This is a genomic window from Salmonella sp. NW645 (assembly GCF_051703725.1).
Classification (GTDB): domain Bacteria; phylum Pseudomonadota; class Gammaproteobacteria; order Enterobacterales; family Enterobacteriaceae; genus Salmonella; species Salmonella enterica.
On record NZ_JAMMKR010000012.1, the window covers coordinates 21,709 to 47,543 of the forward strand.

Sequence of the window (25,835 nt, forward strand, 5' to 3'; positions counted from 1 at the left end):
CAGAGCAGGGTTTCCCTTCTGAATAAAGGTCTTCATGGTTATACTTCTGGTACTAATTTTATCTGAGAGCACGCATTGTGAATTTACTGACCGTGAGTACTGATCTCATCAGTATTTTTTTATTCACGACACTGTTCCTGTTTTTTGCGCGTAAAGTCGCAAAAAAAATCGGTTTAGTGGATAAACCCAACTTTCGTAAACGCCACCAGGGGCTGATACCGTTGGTTGGAGGGATTTCGGTTTACGCAGGGATTTGCTTCACATTCGGAATCGTTGACCACTATATTCCTCATGCGTCGCTTTATCTTTCTTGTGCGGGCGTACTGGTTCTTATCGGTGCGCTGGACGACCGTTTTGATATCAGCGTGAAGATCCGTGCGACCATACAGGCCGCGATCGGTATCATTATGATGGTATTCGGTAAGCTCTATCTTAGCAGCCTCGGCTATATCTTTGGCTCCTGGGAGATGGTGCTCGGTCCCTTCGGCTATTTCCTTACTCTGTTTGCCGTATGGGCGGCGATCAACGCTTTCAATATGGTGGACGGTATTGACGGCCTGTTGGGCGGGCTATCCAGCGTCTCATTCGCGGCGATGGGGCTGATTTTATGGTTTGACGGTCAAACCAGCCTGGCAATATGGTGCTTCGCCATGATCGCCGCGATTCTGCCTTACATTATGCTTAATCTCGGTATTTTGGGGCGGCGTTATAAAGTCTTTATGGGCGATGCCGGTAGTACTCTAATTGGTTTTACCGTTATCTGGATCTTACTGGAAACGACGCAGGGGAAAACTCACCCTATCAGTCCGGTTACCGCGCTATGGATTATCGCTATCCCGCTGATGGATATGGTGGCGATTATGTATCGCCGTCTGCGTAAAGGAATGAGTCCCTTCTCACCTGATCGTCAGCATATTCACCATCTTATCATGCGCGCCGGATTTACCTCTCGTCAGGCGTTTGTACTGATTACGCTTGCCGCCGCCATTCTGGCGGGAGTCGGCGTAGCGGCAGAATATTCTCATTTTGTTCCTGAATGGGTTATGTTGGTGCTCTTTTTGCTAGCATTCTTCCTCTATGGCTACTGCATTAAGCGGGCCTGGAAGGTGGCGAGATTTATTAAGCGTGTGAAGCGTCGCCTGCGCAGACACCGTAAGAACCGGCCAAACTTAACCAAGTAAATGAGGATACGATGACACAACCATTACCGGGGGCACGCGCGGTGAGCGCTGAAAATGAACTGGATATTCGCGGGTTGTTTCGTACTTTATGGGCTGGCAAATTCTGGATTATCGGCATTGGCCTGCTATTTGCCCTTATCGCGTTAGCCTATACCTTTTTTGCTCGTCAGGAGTGGAGTGCGACGGCGATCACCGATCGCCCAACCGTAAATATGTTGGGCGGTTATTACTCCCAGCAGCAGTTTCTGCGCAACCTGGATATTAAGACCGATCCTGCTTCTTCTGATAAGCCCTCGGTGATGGATGAAGCGTATAAAGAGTTCATCATGCAACTTGCCTCCTGGGATACGCGTCGCGATTTCTGGTTACAGACGGACTATTACAAGCAGCGAATGGTCGGGAATAGCAAAGCTGATGCGGCGATGCTTGATGAACTGATCAATAACATACAGTTTACGCCCGGCGATTTTACACGCGCCATCAACGACAACGTGAAGCTGATTGCTGAAACTGCGCCGGATGCCAATAATCTGCTGCGTCAGTATGTCGCATTCGCCAGCCAGCGGGCGGCGAGCCATCTGAATGATGAATTAAAAGGTGCCTGGGCTGCGCGTACCGTGCAGATGAAAGCGCAGGTCAAACGGCAGGAAGAGGTTGCGAAAGCGATCTATTCACGTCGTGTAAACAGTATTGAGCAGGCGCTCAAAATTGCGGAACAACATAATATTTCTCGTAGCGCGACGGATGTCCCGGCGGATGAATTACCGGACTCAGAGCTTTTTTTACTCGGTCGCCCTATGTTGCAGGCGCGTCTTGAAAATCTGCAAGCGGTTGGCCCTGCGTTCGATTTGGACTACTTTCAAAATCGGGCAATGTTGAATACGCTTAATGTGGGGCCGACCCTGGACCCTCGTTTTCAGACCTATCGTTATTTGCGTACGCCGGAAGAACCGGTAAAACGTGATAGCCCACGCCGAGCCTTCCTGATGATTATGTGGGGTATCGTTGGGGCGCTAATCGGTGCGGGCGTTGCCTTAACCCGTCGCCGCACGATTTAGCAACACCTCTGCAGTAGGGGGCTGGGCCCCTGCTGTCTATTCGAAGAGAATCGATGTGAAAGTACTGACTGTATTTGGTACACGACCGGAGGCCATTAAGATGGCGCCTCTGGTCCATGCGCTGGAAAAAGATCCTCATTTCGAGGCCAAAGTATGCGTTACTGCGCAGCATCGGGAGATGCTTGATCAGGTATTAACTCTTTTTTCTATTGTGCCTGATTACGATCTCAACATTATGCAGCCGGGACAGGGGTTGACGGAAATTACCTGCCGAATTCTGGAGGGATTAAAGCCGATCCTGGCAGATTTTAAACCTGATGTGGTGCTGGTTCATGGCGATACCACCACTACGATTGCTACCAGCCTGGCGGCTTTCTATCAACGAATTCCGGTAGGGCACGTAGAAGCCGGGTTGCGAACCGGCGATCTTTATTCCCCCTGGCCGGAAGAGGCAAACCGCACGCTGACCGGACATCTGGCGATGTACCACTTTGCGCCGACGGAAAACTCGCGGCAGAATCTGTTGCGGGAGAACATTCCGGATGAGCGCATTTTTGTCACTGGCAATACCGTTATCGACGCGCTGATCTGGGTACGCGATCGCGTTCTGGCGAGCGATACATTACAGGCTGAACTGGCCGAGCAGTATCCTTTCCTCAATGTGAATAAGAAGATGATTTTGGTGACCGGTCATCGGCGTGAAAGCTTTGGTCAGGGCTTTGAGCATATCTGCCAGGCGCTGGCGGAAATCGCCGCCGCGAACCAGAATGTGCAAATTGTCTATCCGGTGCACCTCAATCCCAACGTCAGCGAACCTGTCAACCGTATCCTCGGCCATGTTGAAAACGTGGTGCTGATTGAGCCGCAGGACTACTTACCTTTTGTCTGGCTGATGAATCACGCCTGGCTCATTCTGACCGATTCCGGCGGTATTCAGGAAGAAGCGCCGTCATTAGGTAAGCCGGTATTGGTCATGCGTGAAACCACAGAGCGTCCGGAAGCCATTACCGCTGGTACGGTAAGACTGATCGGCACGGACTCCCGGCGCATTGTGGCGGAAGTTATGCGTCTGCTGCACGACGAAAATGAATATCAAACTATGAGCCGCGCCCATAATCCTTATGGTGACGGGCAATCATGCGCGCGCATTTTACAGGCGTTAAAAAGTTATCGGGTATCGTTATGAGTTTTACGACCATTTCTGTTATTGGGCTGGGGTATATCGGATTACCGACTGCGGCCGCTTTTGCTTCCCGCCAGAAGCAGGTTATCGGCGTGGATATCAACCAACATGCGGTAGACACCATAAATCGCGGTGAAATTCACATCGTGGAGCCGGCGTTGGGCAATGTGGTGAAGATGGCGGTGGAAGGCGGCTTTCTGCGTGCGACGACGACACCTGTCGAGGCCGATGCGTACCTGATTGCCGTGCCGACGCCATTCAAAGGCGATCACGACCCTGACATGGCCTATGTGGAAGCCGCGGCGAAATCCATTGCGCCGGTATTAAAAAAAGGGGCACTGGTGATTCTGGAATCAACATCGCCGGTCGGCGCAACGGAGCAAATGGCCGGCTGGCTGGCCGGGATGCGCCCGGATCTGACCTTTCCCCAGCAGGCGGGCGAGCAGGCCGACGTGAATATCGCCTATTGTCCGGAGCGTGTGCTGCCGGGTCAGGTGATGGTGGAACTCATTAAAAATGACCGCGTGATTGGCGGTATGACGCCAGTATGTTCGGCTCGCGCCAGCGCTCTGTACAAAATTTTCCTTGAGGGCGAATGCGTTGTCACCAACTCGCGCACCGCAGAGATGTGCAAGCTGACGGAAAATAGCTTCCGTGATGTGAATATCGCCTTTGCGAATGAATTGTCGCTGATTTGCGCCGAACAGGGGATTAACGTCTGGGAATTGATCCGCCTGGCGAACCGCCATCCGCGCGTCAATATTTTGCAGCCGGGCCCAGGCGTTGGCGGGCACTGCATTGCGGTCGATCCGTGGTTTATTGTGGCGCAAAATCCGCAGCAGGCGAGACTGATTCGCACCGCGCGTGAAGTGAACGACGGCAAACCGCACTGGGTAGTCGATCAGGTAAAAGCCGCGGTCGCAGATTGCCTGGCGGCCACCGATAAACGCGCCAGCGAAGTGAAAATCGCCTGTTTTGGGCTGGCCTTTAAGCCGAATATCGACGATTTGCGCGAAAGCCCGGCGATGGGGATCGCGCAAAGTATCGCCCGCTGGCACAGCGGCGAAACCCTGGTCGTCGAACCGAATATCCGTCAGTTGCCGAAAAAATTGGACGGACTTTGCACGCTGGCGAAACTGGACGCGGCGCTGGCCGCCGCCGATGTGCTGGTGATGCTGGTCGATCATGACGAATTTAAAGCGATTCCCGGCGATGCGGTTAATCAACGTTATGTGGTTGATACCAAAGGAGTCTGGCGCTGATGAAACGGATTCTGGTGACCGGCGGCGCAGGCTTTATCGGATCTGCGGTGGTGCGGCATATCATCCATGAAACGGCAGACGCGGTGGTGGTGGTGGATAAACTCACCTATGCGGGCAACCTGATGTCTCTGGCGTCGGTGGCGCAAAGCGACCGTTTCGCCTTTGAGAAGGTGGATATCTGCGATCAGGCATCACTGGAGCGAGTTTTCCAGCAGTATCAGCCCGATAGCGTGATGCACCTGGCGGCGGAAAGCCATGTAGACCGTTCCATCGACGGCCCCGCGGCGTTTATTGAAACGAATATCGTTGGTACTTACACCTTGCTGGAAGCCGCTCGCGCTTACTGGTCCGCGCTTGACGCGGACGCTAAAGCGGCGTTCCGCTTCCACCATATCTCCACCGATGAAGTGTATGGCGATCTGCATACTGCAGACGATTTCTTCACCGAAACCACGCCATATGCGCCAAGCAGCCCTTATTCCGCCTCCAAAGCCAGCAGCGACCATCTGGTACGCGCCTGGTTACGTACCTACGGTTTGCCTACGCTTGTCACCAACTGCTCTAATAACTACGGGCCCTACCATTTCCCGGAAAAACTGATCCCGCTGATGATTCTGAACGCGCTGGCGGGTAAACCATTGCCGGTCTATGGCAACGGTCAGCAAATTCGCGACTGGCTGTATGTGGAAGATCATGCCCGTGCGTTGTATCACGTGGTGACGAACGGCGCGGTGGGCGAAACGTATAATATCGGCGGTCATAACGAACGTAAAAATCTGGATGTGGTCAGGACGATTTGCGCTCTGCTGGAGGAACTGGCCCCGCAAAAACCGCAGGGTGTGGCGAATTATCACGATCTGATTACCTTCGTCGACGATCGACCCGGCCATGACTTACGTTATGCCATCGACGCGTCGAAAATCGCCCGCGAGCTGGGCTGGACGCCGCAGGAAACCTTCGAAAGCGGGATGCGAAAAACCGTTCAGTGGTATCTCGCCAATGAGGCCTGGTGGAAACCCGTGCAGGATGGCAGTTATCAGGGCGAACGCTTAGGTCTGAAACGCTAAACGGCAGGTTCTTACTCCTGGAGGAGAAACGAATGAAAGGCATCATTCTGGCGGGAGGTTCCGGTACCCGGTTGCATCCCATTACGCGCGGCGTATCAAAGCAGCTTCTGCCCGTCTACGATAAACCGATGATTTACTATCCGTTATCGGTGCTAATGCTGGCGGGCATTCGTGAGATCTTGATCATCACCACGCCGGAGGATAAACGCGACTTTCAGCGTTTGCTGGGTGACGGCGCAGCGTTCGGTATCGATTTACACTATGCCGAACAGCCCAGTCCGGACGGGCTGGCGCAGGCCTTTATCATTGGCGAAACGTTCCTCAACGGTGAACCCTCATGCCTGGTATTGGGCGACAATATCTTTTTTGGTCAGGGTTTTAGCCCCAAACTCCGTCAGGTCGCGGCGCGTACCGAAGGCGCTACAGTATTTGGCTATCAGGTCATGGACCCGGAACGCTTTGGCGTCGTGGAGTTTGACGATGATTTTCGCGCGCTCTCGCTGGAAGAAAAGCCGAAACAGCCTAAATCTAACTGGGCGGTCACCGGCCTCTATTTCTATGACAGCAAGGTCGTCGAGTATGCGAAGCGCGTGAAACCGTCCGGGCGTGGCGAGCTGGAGATCACTTCTATCAACCAGATGTATCTGGAGGAAGGTAAGCTGACCGTTGAACTGCTGGGCCGCGGTTTCGCCTGGCTGGATACGGGCACCCACGACAGTCTGATTGAGGCGAGCACTTTTGTGCAGACGGTGGAAAAGCGCCAGGGCTTCAAAATTGCCTGTCTGGAGGAGATTGCCTGGCGCAACGGCTGGCTGGATGATGATGGTTTGAAACGCGCCGCCAGTCAGCTTGAAAAAACCGGCTATGGCCAATATTTACTGGAGTTGCTCCGTGCCCGTCCGCGCCAGTATTGAACCGTTACTCTGGGAAAATACGTTCTTTGGCGTGAATAGCGGCATTGTGCGTATCGATGCCTCAGCGCCCGAATTAACGCCAGAAGCGCTGCAGGCGTGGCAACGCGTGCAGGTAAAAGTGCCGGCTGAAAACATCGCCTGGCTGTCGGCGTTGCAATCGCTGGGATTCTCTTTGGTTGAAGGCGAAGTGGATTTTGCGTTGCCGGTAAAAGGGCATCGCGACCAGCATGGCGCGGAAATTGCACACCTTAAAGACATTCCTGCTTTGCGTCAGTTGGCCGGAGAGGCGTTTACGCAGAGTCGTTTTCGCGCGCCGTGGTATGCGCCCGACGCCAGTGCCCGTTTTTACGCCCAGTGGATTGAGAATGCGGTACGCGGCACGTTTGATCACCAATGCCTGGTGCTTCGCACAGAGACAGGCGCTATCCGCGGTTACGTCTCGCTGCGGGAATTGAATGATACCGACGCGCGCATTGGCCTGTTGGCCGGACGCGGCGCGGGAGCGGAACTTATGCAGGCGGCGATCTGTTGGGCGCAGAGTCGCGGCAAAGCAACATTGCGGGTGGCGACCCAGTTGGGCAACACCGCCGCGCTTAAACGTTACATACAAAGCGGTGCCAACATCGAAAGCACTGCGTACTGGTTATACAGGTGACAACATGATTCCTTTTAATGCGCCGCCGGTGGTGGGAACCGAACTCGAATACATGCAGTCTGCAATGAGCAGCGGCAAACTGTGCGGCGACGGCGGCTTTACGCGCCGTTGCCAGCAGTGGCTGGAGCAACATTTCGGCAGCGCGAAGGTGTTGCTGACGCCTTCCTGTACCGCGTCGCTGGAGATGGCGGCTCTGTTGTTGGATATTCAGCCCGGCGATGAAGTGATCATGCCGAGCTTTACGTTTGTCTCCACCGCTAACGCTTTTGTCCTGCGCGGCGCGAAAATTGTGTTTGTCGATATTCGTCCGGATACGATGAATATTGACGAAACGCTGATTGAGGCGGCAATTACTGATAAAACCCGCGCTATCGTGCCGGTACACTACGCTGGCGTCGCTTGTGAAATGGACGTCATCATGGCGCTGGCGGATAAGTATAATCTGTTCGTTGTCGAGGATGCCGCCCAGGGCGTGATGTCCACGTACAAAGGGCGCGCGTTAGGAACGATCGGCCACGTCGGCTGTTTTAGCTTCCATGAAACCAAAAATTACACCGCTGGCGGCGAAGGCGGCGCGACGCTGATCAACGATCGTACGCTGATTGAACGCGCGGAGATCATCCGCGAAAAAGGCACCAACCGCAGCCAGTTCTTCCGTGGTCAGGTGGACAAATACACCTGGCGGGATATCGGCTCCAGTTATTTGATGTCCGATCTGCAGGCTGCCTACCTGTGGGCGCAACTGGAGGCCGCCGATCGTATCAATCAACAGCGTCTGTCGCTGTGGCAGACTTACTACGATGCGTTAACGCCGCTGGCGCGCGCCGGGCGTATCGAGCTGCCTTCTATTCCGGAAAACTGCGGGCATAATGCCCACATGTTTTACATCAAACTGCGGGATATCGCCGATCGCAGCGCGCTGATTAATTTCCTGAAAGAGGCGGAAATCATGGCGGTATTCCATTACATTCCGCTGCATGATTGTCCGGCGGGCGATAAATTTGGCGAGTTTATCGGGGACGATGTCTACACCACAAAAGAGAGCGAACGTTTGTTGCGTCTGCCGCTGTTTTATAATCTTGCGCCCGTCGATCAACGAACGGTGATTACTACCTTGCTAAATTATTTCTCCTGATATGTCGCTTGCTAAAGCCTCCCTGTGGACGGCGGTCAGTACGCTGGTAAAAATTGGCGCCGGACTGCTGGTGGTGAAACTACTGGCCGTCTCTTTTGGTCCGGCGGGCGTCGGACAAGCGAGTAACTTCCGCCAGATGATCACCGTGCTGGGCGTATTGGCTGGCGCCGGGATATTTAACGGCGTTACCAAACTCGTCGCACAATATCATGATAACCCGGCGCAGTTACGTACCGTGGTGGGAACCTCCTCCGCGATGGTATTGGGTTTCTCTACGCTGCTGGCGCTGGTCTTCCTGCTGGCGGCGGCGCCGATTAGCCAGGGACTGTTCGGTCATACGGACTATCAAGGGCTGGTGCGTCTGGTTGCGCTGGTACAAATGGGGATCGCCTGGGCGAACCTGCTGCTGGCGCTAATGAAGGGCTTTCGTGACGCGTCGGGTAATGCCTTATCGTTAATTGTCGGCAGCTTTTTGGGCGTTGCCGCCTGGTATCTCTGCTACCGTGTCGGCGGCTATGAAGGCGCTCTGCTTGGCCTGGCGCTGGTGCCGGCGCTGGTGGTAGTGCCAGCCGGTATGATACTGATTAAGCGCGGCACCGTCCCGCTACGCTATCTCAAGCCCTCCTGGGACAACGGTCTGGCAGGGCAGCTCAGTAAATTTACCCTGATGGCGCTGATTACCTCCGTTACGATGCCGGTCGCCTATGTGATGATGCGAAACCAACTGGCCGCGCACTATAGCTGGAGCGATGTCGGGATCTGGCAGGGCGTAAGCAGCATTTCTGATGCCTATCTGCAATTTATCACCGCCTCCTTCAGCGTTTACCTGTTACCCACGCTCTCACGCCTGACGGAAAAACAGGACATTACGCGTGAAGTGGTAAAAGCGCTGAAATTTGTTTTACCGGCGGTCGCGGCGGCGAGTTTTACCGTCTGGCTACTGCGCGATTTTGCTATCTGGCTGCTTTTTTCCGCCAAATTCACCGCGATGCGCGATCTGTTCGCTTGGCAGTTAGTGGGCGACGTGCTGAAAGTCGGCGCCTATGTTTTCGGTTATCTGGTGATTGCCAAAGCGTCGTTGCGATTTTACATTCTGGCCGAAATTAGCCAGTTCATTCTGTTAACGGCATTCGCTCACTGGCTGATTCCCGCTCACGGCGCGCTGGGTGCGGCACAGGCTTATATGGCCACCTATATTGTCTATTTTTCACTTTGTTGCGGCGTATTTTTACTCTGGCGTAGGCGAGCATGACTGTACTGATTCACGTCCTGGGATCGGATATCCCTCACCATAACCACACCGTGTTGCGGTTTTTCAATGATACGCTGGCCGCCACAAGCGAGCACGCGCGTGAATTTATGGTTGCCGGCGAAGATAACGGCTTCACGGAAAGCTGCCCGGCGCTCTCGCTTCGTTTTTATGGCAGTAAGAAAGCGCTGGCGCAGGCGGTCATCGCCAAAGCGAAAGCAAATCGTCGACAGAGATTCTTCTTTCACGGTCAGTTCAACACCAGCCTGTGGCTGGCGCTGTTAAGCGGCGGTATTAAGCCAGCTCAGTTTTACTGGCATATCTGGGGCGCGGATCTCTACGAAGTGTCCCACGGGCTGAAATTCCGCCTTTTCTACCCGCTTCGTCGTATCGCGCAGGGACGAGTAGGGGGCGTATTCGCGACGCGCGGCGATCTCAGCTATTTTGCGCGCCAGCACCCGGGCGTACGCGGCGAGTTGCTCTATTTCCCGACGCGCATGGATCCTTCCCTGAACTCTATGGCAAAAGAGCGCCAACGTGCGGGGAAATTGACCATTTTAGTAGGGAACTCCGGCGATCGCAGTAACCAACATATTACGGCGTTACGGGCGGTGTATCAGCAGTTTGGCGATACGGTAAACGTGGTGGTGCCGATGGGCTATCCGGCCAATAAGGCCTATATTGATGAGGTTCGCCAGGCCGCTCTGGTGCTATTTAGCGCCGAAAATCTACAAATTCTTAGCGAAAAAATGGAATTTGATGCCTATCTTGCGCTGTTGCGCCAGTGCGACCTCGGTTATTTTATTTTTGCCCGCCAACAGGGGATCGGGACGTTGTGCCTGCTAATTCAGGCCGATATCCCGTGCGTACTGAATCGCGACAATCCTTTCTGGCAGGATATGGCGGAACAGCATCTGCCCGTCCTGTTTACCACGGACGATCTTAATGAGCAGGTCGTGCGCGAGGCGCAGCGTCAGCTCGCATCGGTAGATAAAAGCGGTATCACCTTCTTTAGCCCCAACTACCTGCAACCGTGGCATAATGCGTTGAGAATCGCCGCAGGAGAAGCCGAATGAGTTTAATGCAATTCAGCGGGCTGCTGGTGGTCTGGCTGCTCTCTACGCTGTTTATCGCCACGCTGACCTGGTTTGAATTCCGCCGCGTGCGTTTTAACTTCAACGTTTTCTTTTCGTTGCTGTTTTTGTTGACCTTCTTTTTTGGTTTTCCGCTAACCAGCGTGCTGGTATTTCGTTTCGACGTTGGCGTCGCGCCGCCGGAAATCTTATTGCAGGCTCTATTATCCGCCGCCTGTTTCTACGGCGTGTATTACGTGACCTATAAAACGCGTTTACGCAAACGCGTTGTGGATGTACCACGCAAGCCGCTATTTACCATGAACCGGGTGGAAACCCACCTTACCTGGGTGATCCTGATGGGCATCGCGCTGGTGAGCGTGGCGATTTTCTTTATGCATAACGGCTTTTTGCTGTTCCGGCTGCACTCCTACAGCCAGATCTTTTCCAGCGAAGTCTCCGGCGTGGCGTTAAAACGGTTCTTCTATTTCTTCATTCCGGCGATGCTGGTGGTCTATTTCCTGCGCCAGGACAGCAAAGCGTGGCTGTTTTTTCTGGTGAGTACCGTCGCGTTTGGCCTGTTGACCTATATGATTGTCGGCGGCACGCGCGCCAACATCATTATTGCGTTTGCTATCTTCCTGTTTATCGGCATTATTCGGGGCTGGATCAGCCTGTGGATGCTGGCGGCGGCGGGCGTGCTGGGAATTGTCGGTATGTTCTGGCTGGCGCTCAAACGCTACGGATTAAATGTGAGCGGCGATGAGGCGTTCTATACGTTTCTTTATCTAACGCGCGATACCTTTTCGCCGTGGGAGAATCTGGCGCTGCTGTTGCAAAATTACCACAATATCGATTTTCAGGGGCTGGCCCCTATCGTGCGTGATTTCTACGTCTTTATTCCCACCTGGTTATGGCCGGGACGACCCAGTATCGTGCTGAATTCTGCGAATTACTTCACCTGGGAAGTCCTGAACAACCATTCTGGCCTGGCGATATCGCCAACGCTTATCGGATCGCTGGTGGTCATGGGCGGGGCGCTGTTTATTCCGCTCGGCGCGATCGTCGTCGGGCTGATTATCAAATGGTTCGACTGGCTATATGAACTGGGTAACCGGGAGCCCAATCGCTATAAGGCGGCGATTCTGCACAGTTTCTGCTTTGGCGCCATCTTTAATATGATTGTGCTGGCGCGAGAAGGGCTGGATTCGTTTGTCTCGCGCGTGGTTTTCTTCCTGGTGGTTTTTGGCGCCAGCCTGCTGGTCGCTAAGCTTCTGTTCTGGTTATTTGATAGCGCCGGACTGATTCATAAACGTACAACTTCGCTCCCTCAGGCACAGGTGGAAGGAAAACTATGACTAACAATGCCGCTGCGCCCCTTTACTCGCTGCGAGGATTACCTCTGATTGGCTGGCGCGACATGTCACACGCGCTGAATTATCTGTTTGCCGATGGACAACTGAAGCAAGGTACGTTGGTGGCAATCAACGCCGAAAAGCTGCTGACGGCGGAAGATAATCCGGAAGTCCGCGCGTTGATAGCGGCGGCGGAATTTAAATATGCCGATGGCATCAGCGTGGTGCGTTCAATACGTAAAAAATTTCCGCAGGCGCAGGTTTCTCGTGTGGCTGGCGCTGACCTTTGGGAAGCGTTAATGGCGCGCGCGGGTAAAGAAGGCACGCCGGTATTTCTTGTCGGCGGCAAGCCTGAGGTGCTGGCGCAGACGGAAGCAAAACTGCGGACGCAGTGGAACGTCAATATTGTGGGTAGCCAGGACGGTTACTTTACGCCGGAGCAGCGTCAGGCGCTATTTTCGCGTATCCATGCCAGCGGCGCGAAAATTGTCACCGTCGCGATGGGATCGCCAAAACAGGAATTGCTCATGCGCGATTGTCGGGAAGTGCATCCCCATGCGCTATATATGGGGGTGGGCGGTACCTATGATGTGTTTACCGGTCACGTCAAACGCGCCCCCAAAATATGGCAGAACCTGGGGCTGGAGTGGTTGTATCGTCTGCTTTCTCAACCGAAGCGTATTACCCGCCAGATGCGTCTGCTGCGCTACCTTCGCTGGCACTATACTGGCGATCTCTAATTCTCCCTTCTGATGACTTGAGCAGCGGATTGTGCTTATGGCGCTGCTCATTTACAACACAATCGATGATTTCTTACACAATAAGTGCATTTTTTTAATGCTCCATTTGCCATTTGTCCAAATTTAAGAAAATATTCGCAACAATCAATGTACCCATAACAATAACCGGTACTACCGGAACCGTTGCAAACACGACATGAGGATTTATGGCAGAGAAAAAACCGGAGCTACAGCGTGGGCTGGAAGCTCGTCATATTGAATTGATTGCCCTCGGGGGCACCATCGGCGTCGGACTCTTTATGGGTGCCGCCAGTACGCTGAAATGGGCGGGCCCGTCAGTGCTGCTGGCGTATATTATCGCCGGATTGTTCGTCTTTTTCATTATGCGTTCGATGGGGGAGATGCTCTTTCTGGAACCTGTTACCGGCTCTTTTGCCGTGTACGCCCACCGGTATATGAGTCCTTTTTTTGGCTATCTTACCGCCTGGTCATACTGGTTTATGTGGATGGCGGTCGGGATCTCGGAAATTACCGCCATTGGGGTCTACGTCCAGTTCTGGTTTCCGGAGATGGCGCAGTGGATACCGGCGCTGATTGCCGTCGGACTGGTCGCGTTGGCGAATCTGGCTACGGTGCGCCTGTATGGTGAAATCGAGTTCTGGTTTGCGATGATCAAAGTCACCACGATTATTGTGATGATCATCATCGGTCTGGGGGTGATTTTCTTCGGTTTTGGTAACGGCGGCCAGGCGATTGGCTTTGGTAATCTGACCGAGCATGGCGGCTTTTTTGCTGGCGGCTGGAAAGGCTTTCTGACCGCATTATGTATCGTGGTGGCCTCTTATCAGGGGGTTGAGTTGATCGGTATTACCGCCGGTGAAGCGAAGAATCCGCAGGTGACGTTGCGTAGCGCGGTGGGTAAGGTGCTGTGGCGTATCCTAATTTTTTATGTTGGCGCGATTTTCGTGATCGTCACCATTTTCCCGTGGAATGAGATTGGCAGCAACGGCAGCCCCTTTGTACTCACCTTCGCGAAAATCGGCATCACCGCCGCGGCAGGCATTATCAACTTTGTCGTGCTGACGGCGGCGCTCTCCGGCTGTAACAGCGGAATGTATAGCTGTGGGCGTATGCTTTACGCGCTGGCGAAAAACCGTCAACTGCCGGCGGCAGTCGCGAAAGTCTCTCGCCACGGCGTGCCGGTCGCGGGCGTGGCGCTCTCTATTTTGATTTTGCTGGTAGGTTCTTGCCTGAACTACATCATCCCCAATCCGCAGCGCGTCTTTGTTTACGTTTATAGCGCCAGCGTACTGCCGGGGATGGTGCCGTGGTTTGTCATTCTGATTAGCCAACTGCGCTTTCGTCGGGCGCATAAAGAAGCGATTGCGGATCATCCTTTTCGTTCCATTATGTTCCCGTGGGCGAACTATTTGACGATGGCGTTTCTGGTTTGCGTTTTAATCGGCATGTACTTTAATGAAGATACGCGCATGTCGCTGTTTGTCGGCGTCATCTTCCTGCTGGCCGTCACGCTGGTCTACAAAGTTTTCGGTCTGAATCGTCACGGAACCGCCCACAAGGTGGGGGAATAAGCGCCAAAATGCGCAAAGCATAACCAAACGCGCATTTTATTTAAAAAGGCACTGGACAGCGGGGTGTGAAGTCCGTATTATCCACCCCCGCAACGGCGCTAAGCGCCCGTAGCTCAGCTGGATAGAGCGCTGCCCTCCGGAGGCAGAGGTCTCAGGTTCGAATCCTGTCGGGCGTACCATTTATTTAGGTGCTTGAGCTGCGGTGGTTTAATACCGCGTAAAAAGTTTCAGTGGTGGCTATAGCTCAGTTGGTAGAGCCCTGGATTGTGATTCCAGTTGTCGTGGGTTCGAATCCCATTAGCCACCCCATTAATATAGAGTTGTGAAACGCGAAGGTGGCGGAATTGGTAGACGCGCTAGCTTCAGGTGTTAGTGTCCTTACGGACGTGGGGGTTCAAGTCCCCCCCCTCGCACCACGACTCAATGAATTGAACTAAAAATTCAAAAAAGCAGTATATCGGCGAGTAGCGCAGCTTGGTAGCGCAACTGGTTTGGGACCAGTGGGTCGGAGGTTCGAATCCTCTCTCGCCGACCAATTTTGAACCCCGCTTCGGCGGGGTTTTTTGTTTTCTGTTTCTTTTCAACCGCTTATCCCGCACGTGTTGCCATTATGGTTTATTGGCGATATCCCAGGCTTTATTTGTCGCTATTCGGTGACGAATAATCTATTGATTTATAATCACTTTATAAAAAACATCCTGTTCTGTCTCCGCCAGGCGACACGCTAAAACCTCGCCAGCGGCGGGGGGATGACAATCGCGTGAATTCTCTACGTTTTTTAATACCTGCGCCTGTTTTTTAGCGGTGCAAAGATGGCACGTTATGTGCAATAATATACGGGTAGATGCTCATTCCATCTCTTATGTTCGCCTTCTGGCCTCATAAACTCAGGAATGATGCAGAGCCGTTTACGGTGCTTATCGTCCACTGACAGATGTCGCTTACGCCTCATCAAACACCCTGGACACAACGTTGAGTGAAGCACCCCTTTATGTTGTCATACAGACCTGTTTTGACGCCTGCCCCTTAACCGGGCAGGCGTTTTTTTATGCATCCCGAATGATTTTGTGTAAGCGGTAGGCCCGGTAAGCGAAGCGCCACCGGGCAAGAGGGAATTACTGCGGGGGATTGTTCTGTAATGTCAGCATCAGGCCGTCGCGCCGCATGGCGGCGGCCTCTTCCGGTTGATGCAGTCGATCAAGCGCATCGGCAAGCCAGGCATAATCATACGCGTCCGGGCGTTGTTTCAGCGCGGCGCGGAAAGCCAGAGTCGCCTCCTGCCATTCACCGTGTTTCATTAGCGACTGACCGAGCGTGCTCCATAACAGCGGGCGATCGCCTACTGTCTTAATTTGCTGGCGCAGCACTTTCTCCAGTTGTTCCGGATTATTGGTTCTGAGACGAGGAATGGGCAGCACCAGTCGATCGTCATACTGGCGTTTCAGACCGTCGATGATAATCTGCTGCGCCATATCATGATCGTCACATTCGATCAGATGCTCGGCCATCGCGACCTGCAGCGCCACCTGATGGCGGGTTTTACGGCTTTGGTTTTTCCACCAGGTGCGTAATCCTTCGCTGCCCTGCTCGGCGCGCGCCTGATCCATGAGTCCTATCCACGCCTGTTGTTCGAGCATGGCGCGATGCGCTTCATCGCCAACGTGCGCTTTCGCCATGGATGGGATGATATCCAGTAAAGAACTCCATGCGCTGGTGCGAATATAGGCCTGCTCCGCCAGACGCAGAACTTCCGGGTGACGCGGCGTGACCTCCAGCAGTTTGTCCACGCCGTGACGCGCCGCGTGATTTTCATTGCGCGCCAGCTGTAAGCGCACGCGTGTGATCTCGACCGGGATGGTGTCGTTCCCCGCCAGCTCTGCCGCACGTTCAAGGTGCTGATTAGCGCGTGCTTCATCGCCGCGCTGCTGCGCCGCTTCTGCCGCCAGCAGATAATTTACCACCGGTTGTTCAGCATGGTCGGCATTTTTTGACATCAACTTTTCAACCTGCTGATAGTCGCCCTCCGCCAGCTTCAGCAGCGCCTGTTCGGTCTGCTTGCGGGCGCGACGGCGTTTACGGCCGGCAAACCAACCGCGGGTGTGCGCGCCGGTACGAAACAGACGGCGTAGCAACCACTCAATGGCGAATAGCACCACCATAGCGACGATGAGAATGATCGCCAGTCCGGTGACGCTGGTTTCAATGTTGTAGTTATCGGTCTGGATTAACACATAGCCCTGGTGACCGGCTATCATCGGGCCGACCACGATACCCGCGAGCAACAACACAAAGAGCAATAATACTTTTAGCATCATTATTCTCCTTGCGGCGCGGCTGCCGGAGCGTCTGTCTGCGTGGCAGGCGCTGCCGTAGAGACTGTCGGTTGCGCCAGCAGATTACGCACGCGGGTTTGCATCAGTTTTTCAAGAATCGCCTGGCTTTCCAGGGTTTCCGGCAGATCCATCGTGATATTTTGCTGGCTTAATTTATCGACCTCCTCCAGGAAGGCTTTTGTCGCGGCGTCGTCAGTATCGTAATAAGCGCGAACCCAGGTCGAAACGTTATCCAGCGCCTGACGGTATGTTTCTTCCTGATGGCGTGGCACGGCCTGCGCGGCGACTAACAGGCGAGAGCGAATATTTTCGCGTAAATAGACGTCCTGGTTGGGCGCCAACAGCGGTACAGCGGTATCATCGCGGCGGCGAATGGTAATAAAGCTGTCCATAAAGTTCTGCCAGCTTTTTTGCAGGTTAACGCGCCATTCGCTTAGCGAGCTGGACAGCTCGCTGCTGTCTGAATCCATCGGCGAACCATCGGTATCGTTATCCGCCAGACGCAAGTTATCGATTTGGTTAGAGAGCTGATTGAGCTTGAGAATAATGCCGTCGTAGTCGATCTGCGCAACGGATGACAGGCTGGCGATATCGTCAGTAATCGCGCGTCGTGCGGTAATCAGGCTGGGGTCATTCATGTCCGCCAGACTGGCGTCAGCGCTTTTGAGCAGCGCAGCGGCGGTAGTGACGTCCTGATCGCTCCACAGCTTGCGTCCGGCGAGTTTCACCAGGAAATCAGCCTGCGCCAGCAGCCAGGTTTTAGCATCGCTGCCGGAAATGGTGGCGACTTTTTGTTGTACTTCATCAAGCTGTTTCGCCAGCGCCGCCTGTTGGCGATTCGCGTCATCTAACTGCGCCGCTTGTTTTTTGATAATCCCTTCCAGCTCCGCTTTTTGGCTCTCCTGCGCCTTTTGCAAGGCGGTCAGTTGCGTCGCCAGCGCATCGCTGGTTTCCGTTTGCGCGGTTGCTTGCTGTTTCCCCCAGCCATAAAGCCCAATACCTGCCGCCAGGGCAATCGCAATCGCCACCGCGCTTAATACCAGCGCGGCGCCGTTCTTACTTTTTTTCTCGGTATTAACTGGCTGTGGCGTGGTTTCCACGCTCTCCCTGGTCTCATCAACCACGGCGGAGGATTTTTCTTGTTCCGTCATTATGGCATCCCATTATGAGAGTTATTGTAATGCGCGCAACAGCGCATCGTTGTCGGCGTTATCAGCGACCTTAATATCTTGCCAGCCCAGTTCCCGGGCGAGGTGCGCCAGACGCTCACTGACGACCAATAGCCGACAGCGTAGTAACCAGTGCTCACGATACCACTGGGGAGTCAGCGACCAGAGCCGTTGCAACATCTCGCCGCTGGTAACAACAAGCGTTGTTACGCCGCGAGTATGCCAGCGCATCGCTTCTTCCGCGCCATCGTAATGTTTCGCACATCGTTGATAACATTCACAAAAACTGACTTCGGCTCCGCGAGCTGTCAGGGTTTCGCCCAGCAGTTCGCGGCCGCCATTGCCACGCAAAATCAGCGCGCGTTTGCCCGCAATATTTTGTAATTCAGGTAATTGTAGCAAGGCTTCGCTGATTTCCCGATCCAATGGATAACGAATATCGAACCCGCTAACGGTATGAAGGGCGAGCGCCGTGGTGCGGCCAATCGCGAAATAGCGCGGCGACGCAGGCCAGTTTCGGCCATCCCGCTGGAGCTGGGCGTGAGCAAAGGCGACGGCGTGCTGTGAAAGGGCAAAAACCAGATCGTTTTCCGTCAGAGTCGCCAGGCGGTCGGCCAGGGTGGGTAGCTCCCGACCGGCGACAAATTCAATCAGTGGAAAACTCCAGGCCACCTGCCCCAGTGCGCGCAGACGGCTCACTAACGCTTCCCCTGCGGGAGAGGGGCGGGTGATCAGAATACTCATGCGGGCGTCTCGCCGTTATAAACTTCCGTCAGAATCGCGCGCGCGCCGTTTTCCAGCAGTTCCTCTGCAAGCGAGATGCCCATTTGCTCCGCTTGCTCGGGAGAACCACGACGTTCGCCGCGCACCATCACCGAACCGTCCGGCGCGCCAACCAGCGCGCGTAGCCAAATTTCACCGTTGATGATTTCTGCATAGCTGCCAATCGGCACCTGACAACCGCCTTCCAGGCGGGTGTTCATAGCGCGTTCCGCCGTTACGCGCAGCGCGGTTTGCGAGTGATTCAACGGTGCGAGCAGCGCCTGCGTTCGCGCGTCGTCAAGACGACACTCAATCCCGACGGCGCCCTGGCCTACGGCAGGAAGTGAAACGTCGGGCGGCAAGGCTGTGCGAATGCGCGACTCCAGACCTAAGCGTTTCAGACCGGCCACGGCCAGGATAATGGCGTCATAGTCGCCGTTGTCCAGCTTGCCGAGACGTGTGCCGACGTTGCCGCGCAACGAACGGATAATGAGGTCCGGACGGCGTTCCGCCAGTTGACACTGACGACGCAAACTGGACGTCCCGACGATACTACCCGCGGGCAGATCGTCCAGACTGTGATATTTATTCGAGACAAACGCGTCGCGCGGATCTTCGCGCTCGCAAATGGTCACCAGACCGAGACCATCCGGGAAGGCCACCGGAACGTCTTTCATAGAGTGCACGGCGATATCAGCGCGTTTTTCCAGCAGCGCGATTTCAAGCTCTTTAACAAACAGTCCCTTACCGCCCACTTTCGCCAGGGGAGTATCAAGGATCACGTCGCCGCGTGTGACCATCGGCACCAGTTCTACTGTCAGTCCCGGATGGGTTGCCATCAATGCGTCTTTGACATAATGTGCCTGCCAAAGCGCAAGGGGACTTTGGCGTGTGGCAATTCTTAAAACATTGTCTAACATGCTTGTTACCGTCATTATCAATCATTGACCATCCTAACATCCTTATAGAGAGTATGTTAGTTTTCCGGTCACCGTGAGTGAGAGGATAAGGCGCAGTGTCGTCAATGACAGTGAATAATGACGAGAAACCGCCAGCCCGTATTTAAGAATTTACACGCAGCGAACGGTGCTACACTTGTATGTAGCGCATCTTTCTTTACGGTCAATGAGCAAGGTGTTAAATTGATCACGTTTTAGACCATTTTTTCGTCGGTATTAGATAAAAATATGCAGGCGAGAAAGGGTAACGGTTATTTTTGACATACGGTTTATCCCGAATGGCGACGGTCAAGTACTGACCTGCACCATGACGGGTAGCAACATCAGGCGATACGTCTTGTACCTCTATATTGAGACTCTGAAACAGAGACTGGATGCCATAAATCAACTGCGTGTGGATCGCGCGCTTGCTGCCATGGGACCCGCTTTTCAGCAGGTTTACAGTCTTCTGCCGACATTATTGCACTATCACCATCCACTGATGCCGGGTTACCTTGATGGTAACGTTCCCAGCGGTATTTGCTTCTACACGCCTGATGAAACCCAACGCCACTATCTGAACGAACTTGAGCTGTACCGCGGTATGACGCCGCAGGACCCGCCGAAGGGCGAGCTGCCGATTACCGGTGTTTACACCATGGGCAGCACCTCCTCGGTCGGGCAGAGCTGCTCGTCCGACCTGGATATCTGGGTGTGCCATCAGTCCTGGCTCGACGGCGAAGAGCGTCAGTTGCTGCAACGTAAGTGTAGCCTGCTGGAAAGCTGGGCCGCCTCGCTTGGCGTTGAGGTGAGCTTCTTCCTGATCGACGAGAACCGTTTCCGCCATAACGAAAGCGGCAGTCTGGGCGGGGAAGACTGTGGTTCTACGCAGCATATCCTGTTGCTTGATGAGTTTTATCGTACCGCTGTGCGCCTGGCCGGGAAGCGTATCCTGTGGAGTATGGTGCCGTGCGACGAAGAAGAGCATTACGACGACTATGTCATGACGCTCTACGCGCAGGGCGTATTAACGCCAAACGAATGGCTGGATCTGGGGGGCTTAAGCTCGCTCTCCGCCGAAGAGTACTTTGGCGCCAGCCTGTGGCAGCTATACAAGAGCATTGACTCGCCGTACAAAGCGGTGCTGAAAACGCTGCTGCTGGAAGCCTACTCATGGGAATATCCCAACCCATGTCTGCTGGCGAAAGATATTAAACAACGTCTGCATGACGGTGAAATCGTATCGTTTGGACTCGATCCCTACTGCATGATGCTGGAACGGGTCACTGAATACCTGACGGCGATTGAAGATCCGACGCGGCTGGATTTAGTCCGCCGCTGCTTTTACCTGAAAGTGTGCGAGAAATTAAGTCGCGAGCGTGCCTGCGTAGGCTGGCGTCGGGAAGTATTAAGCCAGTTAGTCAGCGAGTGGGGATGGGACGACGCGCGTCTGACCATGCTCGATAATCGCGCAAACTGGAAAATCGATCAGGTGCGCGAAGCCCACAACGAATTGCTCGACGCCATGATGCAAAGCTATCGTAATCTGATTCGCTTTGCGCGGCGCAACAACCTCAGCGTGAGTGCCAGCCCGCAGGATATCGGCGTACTGACGCGTAAGCTGTACGCGGCGTTTGAAGCGTTGCCGGGTAAAGTCACGCTGGTGAACCCGCAGATATCGCCGGATCTGTCCGAGCCGAATTTAACCTTTATCCATGTGCCGCCGGGACGCGCCAACCGTTCAGGCTGGTATCTCTACAACCGTGCGCCGAACATGGATTCCATCATCAGTCATCAGCCGCTGGAATATAACCGTTATCTTAATAAGCTGGTCGCGTGGGCGTGGTTCAACGGCCTGCTGACGTCGCGAACGCATCTGTTTATTAAGGGCAACGGTATTGTCGACCTGCCTAAGTTACAGGAGATGGTCGCCGATGTTTCGCACCATTTCCCGCTGCGCTTGCCTGCTCCGACGCCGAAAGCGCTCTACAGCCCCTGTGAAATTCGCCATCTGGCGATTATCGTTAACCTCGAATATGACCCGACGGCGGCGTTTCGCAATAAAGTGGTCCATTTTGACTTCCGTAAGCTGGACGTTTTCAGCTTTGGCGAAGAGCAAAACTGTCTGATAGGCAGTATCGACTTGTTATATCGCAACTCGTGGAACGAAGTGCGTACTCTGCACTTTAACGGCGAGCAGGCGATGATCGAAGCGCTGAAAACGATTCTGGGGAAAATGCACCAGGATGCCGCGCCGCCGGATAGCGTCGAAGTGTTCTGCTACAGTCAACATCTTCGCGGTCTGATTCGCACCCGCGTGCAGCAACTGGTTTCCGAGTGCATTGAACTGCGCCTTTCCAGTACCCGTCAGGAAACCGGCCGCTTCAAAGCGCTGCGTGTCTCCGGGCAAACCTGGGGGCTATTCTTCGAACGCTTGAATGTCTCGGTGCAGAAGCTGGAGAACGCCATCGAATTCTACGGCGCGATTTCGCATAACAAGCTGCACGGGCTGTCGGTACAGGTGGAAACCAACCAGGTGAAATTGCCGTCAGTGGTGGATGGCTTCGCCAGCGAAGGGATTATCCAGTTCTTCTTTGAAGAAACGGGTGATGAGAAAGGCTTTAATATTTATATTCTGGATGAAAGTAACCGGGCGGAAGTGTATCACCACTGCGAAGGTAGCAAGGAAGAACTGGTGCGCGACGTCAGTCGCTTCTATTCGTCATCGCACGATCGCTTCACGTATGGCTCCAGTTTTATCAACTTTAACCTGCCGCAGTTCTACCAGATAGTGAAAACCGATGGCCGCGAGCAGGTGATCCCATTCCGTACGCAGCCTATCAACACCGTGCCGCCAGCAAACCAGGATCATGACGCGCCGCTATTGCAGCAGTATTTTTCCTGAGGATTTTTGCCCGGTGGCGGCTACGCCTTACCGGGCCTACAGTAAGCCGGATAAGAAAAGCGCATCCGGCAAATAAATCAACGGAAGCTCACCGCTTCACCTGCCTGCTGTGTCGCCGCCTGCTCCAGCAGATCCCAGAAGGTTTCGCCGCTGCGATCGCAAATCCACTCGTCGCCTTTCAGGTCAAAGTGATAGCCGCCCTGTTTGGTCGCCAGCCATACCTGATGCAGCGGCTCCTGACGGTTAATAATGATTTTACTGCCGTTCTCAAAGCTGAGGGTCAGCACGCCGCCGTTAATTTCGCAGTCGATATCGCTGTCGCCGTCCCAGCTATCGAGGCGTTCTTCAATGGTGAGCCACAGGGCGTCAGCCAGGCGATGAAATTCACTGTCGTTCATTGTTTTATCCCGCTATTGAGTGATAGCGCCAGTATAAGGGGAAGCGTCAGCTTCTGGAACCGATACGCCTTAGCGTTGTGAGCGGTAAAGAATAAAACCCAGCGGTAGATAAATGACGATAAATAGCGCACTGGCAATGAGGATGACGGACGCATTAACCGGGAAATGGTTCAGAGCCGACAGCATTGCTACCATCAGCACGACGCAGCTGCCGCAAAGGAGAAAATGCAACAGGATTAAGGGGGCGCGCGGCTTTGCTTTGATATCCAAAAGAGCGCTAAGCAGACCGAGTACCGCGCTTATCGTCAGAACCCCGGCAGCTTCAACACCGTTTATCGTGCCGTGCATAACGCTTTCAATAATGACGTAAATGCATGAACCGATCCCCACGCCCCGAAGGGCGTTTTTCAAATGTTTATCCAAGCGCGCAAAACGGCTTAGCGGCGTGATTTTTGGCATTCCTGTGCCTGCGTTATGATGATGATGTCTTTATTGTTGGTGTACCTGACGTTCCTATTCAGAGTATGCGTCTTATCCGGGCAGGGGGATGCTGTTCGGTAAAGCTGGCTGCCAATCCACGTATAAACGTAGCGGTTGTCATACGCAAAACGCTCGGTGACTTTTAGCGGCCCATTGATGCTAAAGATCTGAATACCCTGACCTTGTTGGCTATCACGCATAAAATAGCCGTGCTCTTTTCCGGCGTTAATTTTCCGGTTCAGGAAGGGGGTTGCGCTATCCAGTTCCAGCGTTTCCAACTGGTCTTCGCCAAAAGGTGAGAGCCTCGCAATGTATAGCCGGTTCTTATATTGCGCGATGCGATCGTTAACCAGATGAAACTGACTCGGGTCAACGTTGGGAATGGTTTGCCAACGGCCCCACTCGCCGTCAGGTGACAGAACCTTGCGCCAGCGAACCGCTGTTTTGCCGATGTCAAAGGTGCCATCGGTTTTAACATAGGCTGTTTTTACGGAAGGATCGCGCGGGATACCCGTGGCGATAAAAGAGCCATCCTCCATGAGAGCGCCATCTAACTGGGCTATGCGGTAATCCACCCAATAGCCGTATCCTGAGTACGTTGTTTGCCATTTCACGCGTAGAGCTTTGGGATTGGGCGTAGGATAGCGCCACAGTTGAGCGCCATCAAACGCGTAAACATAGCGATCGTCGCGCGCGTACCATTTTTTGTAATGTGGGCTGTCGCCCAGATGCGCTTCTGTCTCGCCCGGAACGTGATAGTCCATCAGAATAAGCGGGCCAGCCGACTCGAATACCTGCAATCCGTCTTCTTCCTTAAAGTCGGATCGCGTTTTAGTGAGTAAATAACCGTGATGCCGCCCGGCATTAAAACGCTTGTCTATCACCAGATTTGGGTTATCCAGCGTGACGACATCCAGTTGGTTTTCGCCGAATTCCGTTTTCCTGATGACATAAAGCCGATCCTGATACTGCGCCACCGCATTACTGAGCGGATGAAATTGTTCCGGGTCAAGGCCGGGGATTTCGGCAAATTTACATCCCGGACCTTTACGCCACAGCACGCGTTTTTCCTGCAGGTTGAACGCATCACAGTGTTTTTCAATTTGCATGTCCCAATCCAGGTTGTTCTGGTTGAGAACGTAACGGTGCAAGCCGTTTTTATCGCGCCAGGTCAATAGAGAACCGGGCATCCAGCGCACCACGGAAAAGGTATCCGGATCGGCATCCAATAGTTCGCCATTGAGCATTATTTTTGTACGCGTGCGGGCCAGCGTATCCCAGGGATCAAAGGGGACAGCGACACACGGATTAAATGTGGCGGAAAATTTACCGCGCTGATCCCAGGGCTTTTGCGCCAGAACGGTGAAACTGCCCGGGTCGCTCAGGCGATGCCCTTCGAAATAAAGAAAGCGATCGTCGCGCAGCGTCAAGCCCATCAGGTCTGGTTTCCACTGGCTGCTGAATTCAACTTTGCGCAATGACTGTAAATTAACGCGGTTTTCGCCGCCGTTGTCATCCGTTCGTTTGCCTTCGTAATAGAGACTATTTTTATCAACACCGATTTTGCCAAAGGCGCGAAATGAGGCGACATCTACCGATGGCGTCCCCGGCGGATTACGCATGATTTTTCCACCGTACAGAATAACGCGTCCGTCGCTGTAGTAGGAAAAGTGCGGGAAGATAGCCTGTGCACCGGTATGAACGTGATCGGTCGTCAGGTCGGTGAGCGGTGGTTCCCTGTCCCACTCATCCTGAGTTGCTGGGTTAATCAATGAATTGGGTAACCGACGCAGGCGTTTGAAATTCACCTCCGGCAACGAAAGATTGTTCTCCTCTTCTGGCTGGAGATAAACCACGCCGCTGCCTTGCCGTTGATAAACATTGTGCGGAGATTCACTTAGCCGGCATCCCCAGGCGGGAGGCAGCAGAAGTGAAAGCGAAAAAAGGCAAAACAAATTACGATATTGCATAAGGTCATCCGGACGTGGTACGTAAACCTAAAGTGATTAGCAAAGCATGTTTCCTGATGTAAATGCGCAATAATCATGGCAACGCGCCGCTTTTCAGATTTTATAAAGAGCCCCTAAACGCTTGCTTTTACGCCTTCTCCTGCGATGATAGAAAATAGAAAGCATGAACTTACAGGCAATCCATAATGAAAAACGTGTTTAAGACACTCGCTGTACTTCTGACTCTGTTCAGCCTGACGGGCTGCGGTTTGAAAGGGCCGCTTTATTTCCCGCCAGCCGATAAAAATGCGCCGCCGCCGACGAAAAAAGTCGATTCGCAAACGCAGTCCACGATGCCCGATAAGAACGATCGCGCAACGGGAGATGGTCCGTCCCAGGTCAATTACTGAGGATAGTTTTCTGTCCCCGCGTGAACG

The 25,835-nt window shown here is 53.8% G+C and carries 22 protein-coding genes and 4 tRNA genes; 19 read left to right on the top strand and 7 right to left on the bottom strand.

From position 1 onward, the window contains the following. Positions 1–77 precede the first annotated feature (77 nt). The 17 genes from wecA (at position 78) to NA389_RS20440 (ending at position 14,999) form a co-directional block, all read left to right on the top strand. Positions 78–1,181, top strand: a complete 1,104-nt coding sequence (gene wecA / locus NA389_RS20360; RefSeq protein WP_001050948.1) for a UDP-N-acetylglucosamine--undecaprenyl-phosphate N-acetylglucosaminephosphotransferase — start codon at positions 78–80, stop codon at positions 1,179–1,181. An 11-nt stretch (positions 1,182–1,192) separates the two neighbouring features. Continuing rightward, a complete protein-coding gene (wzzE, locus tag NA389_RS20365; protein WP_000193413.1) occupies positions 1,193–2,239 on the top strand; it encodes an ECA polysaccharide chain length modulation protein in 1,047 nt (348 codons plus the stop codon). 55 nt (positions 2,240–2,294) lie between these two features. Beyond that, positions 2,295–3,425: a non-hydrolyzing UDP-N-acetylglucosamine 2-epimerase gene (gene wecB / locus NA389_RS20370; protein ID WP_000866682.1), complete on the top strand. Its 1,131-nt coding sequence runs from the start codon at positions 2,295–2,297 to the stop codon at positions 3,423–3,425. After that, entirely contained in the window at positions 3,422–4,684 is a 1,263-nt protein-coding gene (gene wecC / locus NA389_RS20375; RefSeq protein ID WP_000011237.1) for a UDP-N-acetyl-D-mannosamine dehydrogenase, read from the top strand. Before wecB ends, wecC begins: the two co-directional genes overlap by 4 nt. Then, entirely contained in the window at positions 4,684–5,751 is a 1,068-nt protein-coding gene (gene rffG / locus NA389_RS20380; RefSeq protein ID WP_000822137.1) for a dTDP-glucose 4,6-dehydratase, read from the top strand. The genes wecC and rffG overlap by 1 nt, the downstream gene beginning before the upstream one ends. 32 nt (positions 5,752–5,783) lie before the next feature. Next, positions 5,784–6,665 (top strand): glucose-1-phosphate thymidylyltransferase RfbA, encoded by an 882-nt coding sequence (rfbA, locus tag NA389_RS20385; protein WP_000676077.1) that lies wholly within the window; start codon positions 5,784–5,786, stop codon positions 6,663–6,665. Beyond that, positions 6,643–7,320: a dTDP-4-amino-4,6-dideoxy-D-galactose acyltransferase gene (rffC, locus tag NA389_RS20390; protein WP_001145154.1), complete on the top strand. Its 678-nt coding sequence runs from the start codon at positions 6,643–6,645 to the stop codon at positions 7,318–7,320. Before rfbA ends, rffC begins: the two co-directional genes overlap by 23 nt. A 4-nt stretch (positions 7,321–7,324) precedes the next feature. After that, positions 7,325–8,455, top strand: coding sequence for a dTDP-4-amino-4,6-dideoxygalactose transaminase (gene rffA, locus NA389_RS20395; RefSeq protein WP_000612084.1), 1,131 nt, complete (start codon positions 7,325–7,327; stop codon positions 8,453–8,455). 1 nt (position 8,456) lies between these two features. Then, positions 8,457–9,707, top strand: a complete 1,251-nt coding sequence (gene wzxE / locus NA389_RS20400; protein WP_000050301.1) for a lipid III flippase WzxE — start codon at positions 8,457–8,459, stop codon at positions 9,705–9,707. Beyond that, entirely contained in the window at positions 9,704–10,780 is a 1,077-nt protein-coding gene (locus tag NA389_RS20405) for a TDP-N-acetylfucosamine:lipid II N-acetylfucosaminyltransferase (RefSeq protein ID WP_000217192.1), read from the top strand. The genes wzxE and NA389_RS20405 overlap by 4 nt, the downstream gene beginning before the upstream one ends. Further along, positions 10,777–12,135: an ECA oligosaccharide polymerase gene (gene wzyE, locus NA389_RS20410; RefSeq protein ID WP_000055605.1), complete on the top strand. Its 1,359-nt coding sequence runs from the start codon at positions 10,777–10,779 to the stop codon at positions 12,133–12,135. Before NA389_RS20405 ends, wzyE begins: the two co-directional genes overlap by 4 nt. Then, on the top strand, positions 12,132–12,872 hold the full coding sequence (gene wecG, locus NA389_RS20415; RefSeq protein ID WP_000183625.1) for a lipopolysaccharide N-acetylmannosaminouronosyltransferase: 741 nt from the start codon (positions 12,132–12,134) through the stop codon (positions 12,870–12,872). Before wzyE ends, wecG begins: the two co-directional genes overlap by 4 nt. Before the next feature lie 206 nt (positions 12,873–13,078). Continuing rightward, on the top strand, positions 13,079–14,464 hold the full coding sequence (gene thrP, locus NA389_RS20420; protein ID WP_000818386.1) for a bifunctional threonine/serine APC transporter ThrP: 1,386 nt from the start codon (positions 13,079–13,081) through the stop codon (positions 14,462–14,464). 102 nt (positions 14,465–14,566) lie between these two features. Continuing rightward, positions 14,567–14,643, top strand: a tRNA-Arg gene (locus NA389_RS20425). Between the two features lie 54 nt (positions 14,644–14,697). Continuing rightward, a tRNA-His gene (locus NA389_RS20430) sits at positions 14,698–14,773 on the top strand. A 20-nt stretch (positions 14,774–14,793) separates the two neighbouring features. Then, positions 14,794–14,880, top strand: a tRNA-Leu gene (locus tag NA389_RS20435). A 42-nt stretch (positions 14,881–14,922) separates the two neighbouring features. Continuing rightward, positions 14,923–14,999: transfer RNA gene (locus NA389_RS20440), tRNA-Pro, on the top strand. Positions 15,000–15,579: 580 nt separating this feature from the next. On the opposite strand, the gene hemY is transcribed toward NA389_RS20440, so the two are convergent. Genes hemY through hemC form a run of 4 tightly spaced genes read right to left on the bottom strand, consistent with a single transcriptional unit; the run spans position 15,580 to position 19,648 of the window. Next, positions 15,580–16,776, bottom strand: coding sequence for a protoheme IX biogenesis protein HemY (gene hemY / locus NA389_RS20445; protein WP_001546072.1), 1,197 nt, complete (start codon positions 16,774–16,776; stop codon positions 15,580–15,582). Positions 16,777–16,778: 2 nt separating this feature from the next. Beyond that, positions 16,779–17,948: a uroporphyrinogen-III C-methyltransferase gene (gene hemX / locus NA389_RS20450; RefSeq protein ID WP_000138960.1), complete on the bottom strand. Its 1,170-nt coding sequence runs from the start codon at positions 17,946–17,948 to the stop codon at positions 16,779–16,781. Between the two features lie 21 nt (positions 17,949–17,969). Further along, positions 17,970–18,710, bottom strand: a complete 741-nt coding sequence (gene hemD, locus NA389_RS20455; RefSeq protein WP_000025495.1) for a uroporphyrinogen-III synthase — start codon at positions 18,708–18,710, stop codon at positions 17,970–17,972. Continuing rightward, complete coding sequence (hemC, locus tag NA389_RS20460) at positions 18,707–19,648, bottom strand: hydroxymethylbilane synthase (RefSeq protein ID WP_001521319.1); 942 nt, start codon at positions 19,646–19,648, stop codon at positions 18,707–18,709. The genes hemD and hemC overlap by 4 nt, the downstream gene beginning before the upstream one ends. Positions 19,649–20,024: 376 nt before the next feature. On the opposite strand from hemC, the gene cyaA reads away from it, so the two are divergent. Then, positions 20,025–22,571 (top strand): class I adenylate cyclase, encoded by a 2,547-nt coding sequence (gene cyaA, locus NA389_RS20465; RefSeq protein WP_000281710.1) that lies wholly within the window; start codon positions 20,025–20,027, stop codon positions 22,569–22,571. A 77-nt stretch (positions 22,572–22,648) separates the two neighbouring features. Here cyaA and cyaY read toward each other — a convergent pair whose 3' ends face one another. The 3 genes from cyaY to NA389_RS20480 all read right to left on the bottom strand — a co-directional run bounded on the left by cyaY (position 22,649) and on the right by NA389_RS20480 (position 25,419). Beyond that, positions 22,649–22,969, bottom strand: coding sequence for an iron donor protein CyaY (gene cyaY / locus NA389_RS20470; protein ID WP_000999926.1), 321 nt, complete (start codon positions 22,967–22,969; stop codon positions 22,649–22,651). Between the two features lie 69 nt (positions 22,970–23,038). Beyond that, positions 23,039–23,428: a DUF3021 family protein gene (locus NA389_RS20475; protein WP_001124434.1), complete on the bottom strand. Its 390-nt coding sequence runs from the start codon at positions 23,426–23,428 to the stop codon at positions 23,039–23,041. After that, positions 23,407–25,419, bottom strand: coding sequence for a hypothetical protein (locus NA389_RS20480; protein WP_001667146.1), 2,013 nt, complete (start codon positions 25,417–25,419; stop codon positions 23,407–23,409). Before NA389_RS20480 ends, NA389_RS20475 begins: the two co-directional genes overlap by 22 nt. 185 nt (positions 25,420–25,604) lie before the next feature. Between NA389_RS20480 and lptM the strand changes: the two genes are divergently transcribed. Further along, positions 25,605–25,808, top strand: a complete 204-nt coding sequence (lptM, locus tag NA389_RS20485) for an LPS translocon maturation chaperone LptM (RefSeq protein ID WP_000799903.1) — start codon at positions 25,605–25,607, stop codon at positions 25,806–25,808. Positions 25,809–25,835 lie beyond the last annotated feature (27 nt).

Excerpts from the sequence above, each read along its gene's own strand:
- NA389_RS20480 (WP_001667146.1), bottom strand. The coding sequence starts at position 25,419 with ATGCAATATCGTAATTTGTTTTGCCTTTTTTCGCTTTCACTTCTGCTG.
- wecC (WP_000011237.1), top strand. The coding sequence starts at position 3,422 with ATGAGTTTTACGACCATTTCTGTTATTGGGCTGGGGTATATCGGATTA.
- rfbA (WP_000676077.1), top strand. The coding sequence starts at position 5,784 with ATGAAAGGCATCATTCTGGCGGGAGGTTCCGGTACCCGGTTGCATCCC.
- wzzE (WP_000193413.1), top strand. The coding sequence starts at position 1,193 with ATGACACAACCATTACCGGGGGCACGCGCGGTGAGCGCTGAAAATGAA.
- NA389_RS20405 (WP_000217192.1), top strand. The coding sequence starts at position 9,704 with ATGACTGTACTGATTCACGTCCTGGGATCGGATATCCCTCACCATAAC.
- hemD (WP_000025495.1), bottom strand. The coding sequence starts at position 18,710 with ATGAGTATTCTGATCACCCGCCCCTCTCCCGCAGGGGAAGCGTTAGTG.
- thrP (WP_000818386.1), top strand. The coding sequence starts at position 13,079 with ATGGCAGAGAAAAAACCGGAGCTACAGCGTGGGCTGGAAGCTCGTCAT.
- lptM (WP_000799903.1), top strand. The coding sequence starts at position 25,605 with ATGAAAAACGTGTTTAAGACACTCGCTGTACTTCTGACTCTGTTCAGC.
- rffG (WP_000822137.1), top strand. The coding sequence starts at position 4,684 with ATGAAACGGATTCTGGTGACCGGCGGCGCAGGCTTTATCGGATCTGCG.
- NA389_RS20475 (WP_001124434.1), bottom strand. The coding sequence starts at position 23,428 with ATGCCAAAAATCACGCCGCTAAGCCGTTTTGCGCGCTTGGATAAACAT.
- cyaY (WP_000999926.1), bottom strand. The coding sequence starts at position 22,969 with ATGAACGACAGTGAATTTCATCGCCTGGCTGACGCCCTGTGGCTCACC.
- hemC (WP_001521319.1), bottom strand. The coding sequence starts at position 19,648 with ATGTTAGACAATGTTTTAAGAATTGCCACACGCCAAAGTCCCCTTGCG.
- wzxE (WP_000050301.1), top strand. The coding sequence starts at position 8,457 with ATGTCGCTTGCTAAAGCCTCCCTGTGGACGGCGGTCAGTACGCTGGTA.
- wzyE (WP_000055605.1), top strand. The coding sequence starts at position 10,777 with ATGAGTTTAATGCAATTCAGCGGGCTGCTGGTGGTCTGGCTGCTCTCT.
- wecG (WP_000183625.1), top strand. The coding sequence starts at position 12,132 with ATGACTAACAATGCCGCTGCGCCCCTTTACTCGCTGCGAGGATTACCT.
- rffA (WP_000612084.1), top strand. The coding sequence starts at position 7,325 with ATGATTCCTTTTAATGCGCCGCCGGTGGTGGGAACCGAACTCGAATAC.
- hemX (WP_000138960.1), bottom strand. The coding sequence starts at position 17,948 with ATGACGGAACAAGAAAAATCCTCCGCCGTGGTTGATGAGACCAGGGAG.
- hemY (WP_001546072.1), bottom strand. The coding sequence starts at position 16,776 with ATGCTAAAAGTATTATTGCTCTTTGTGTTGTTGCTCGCGGGTATCGTG.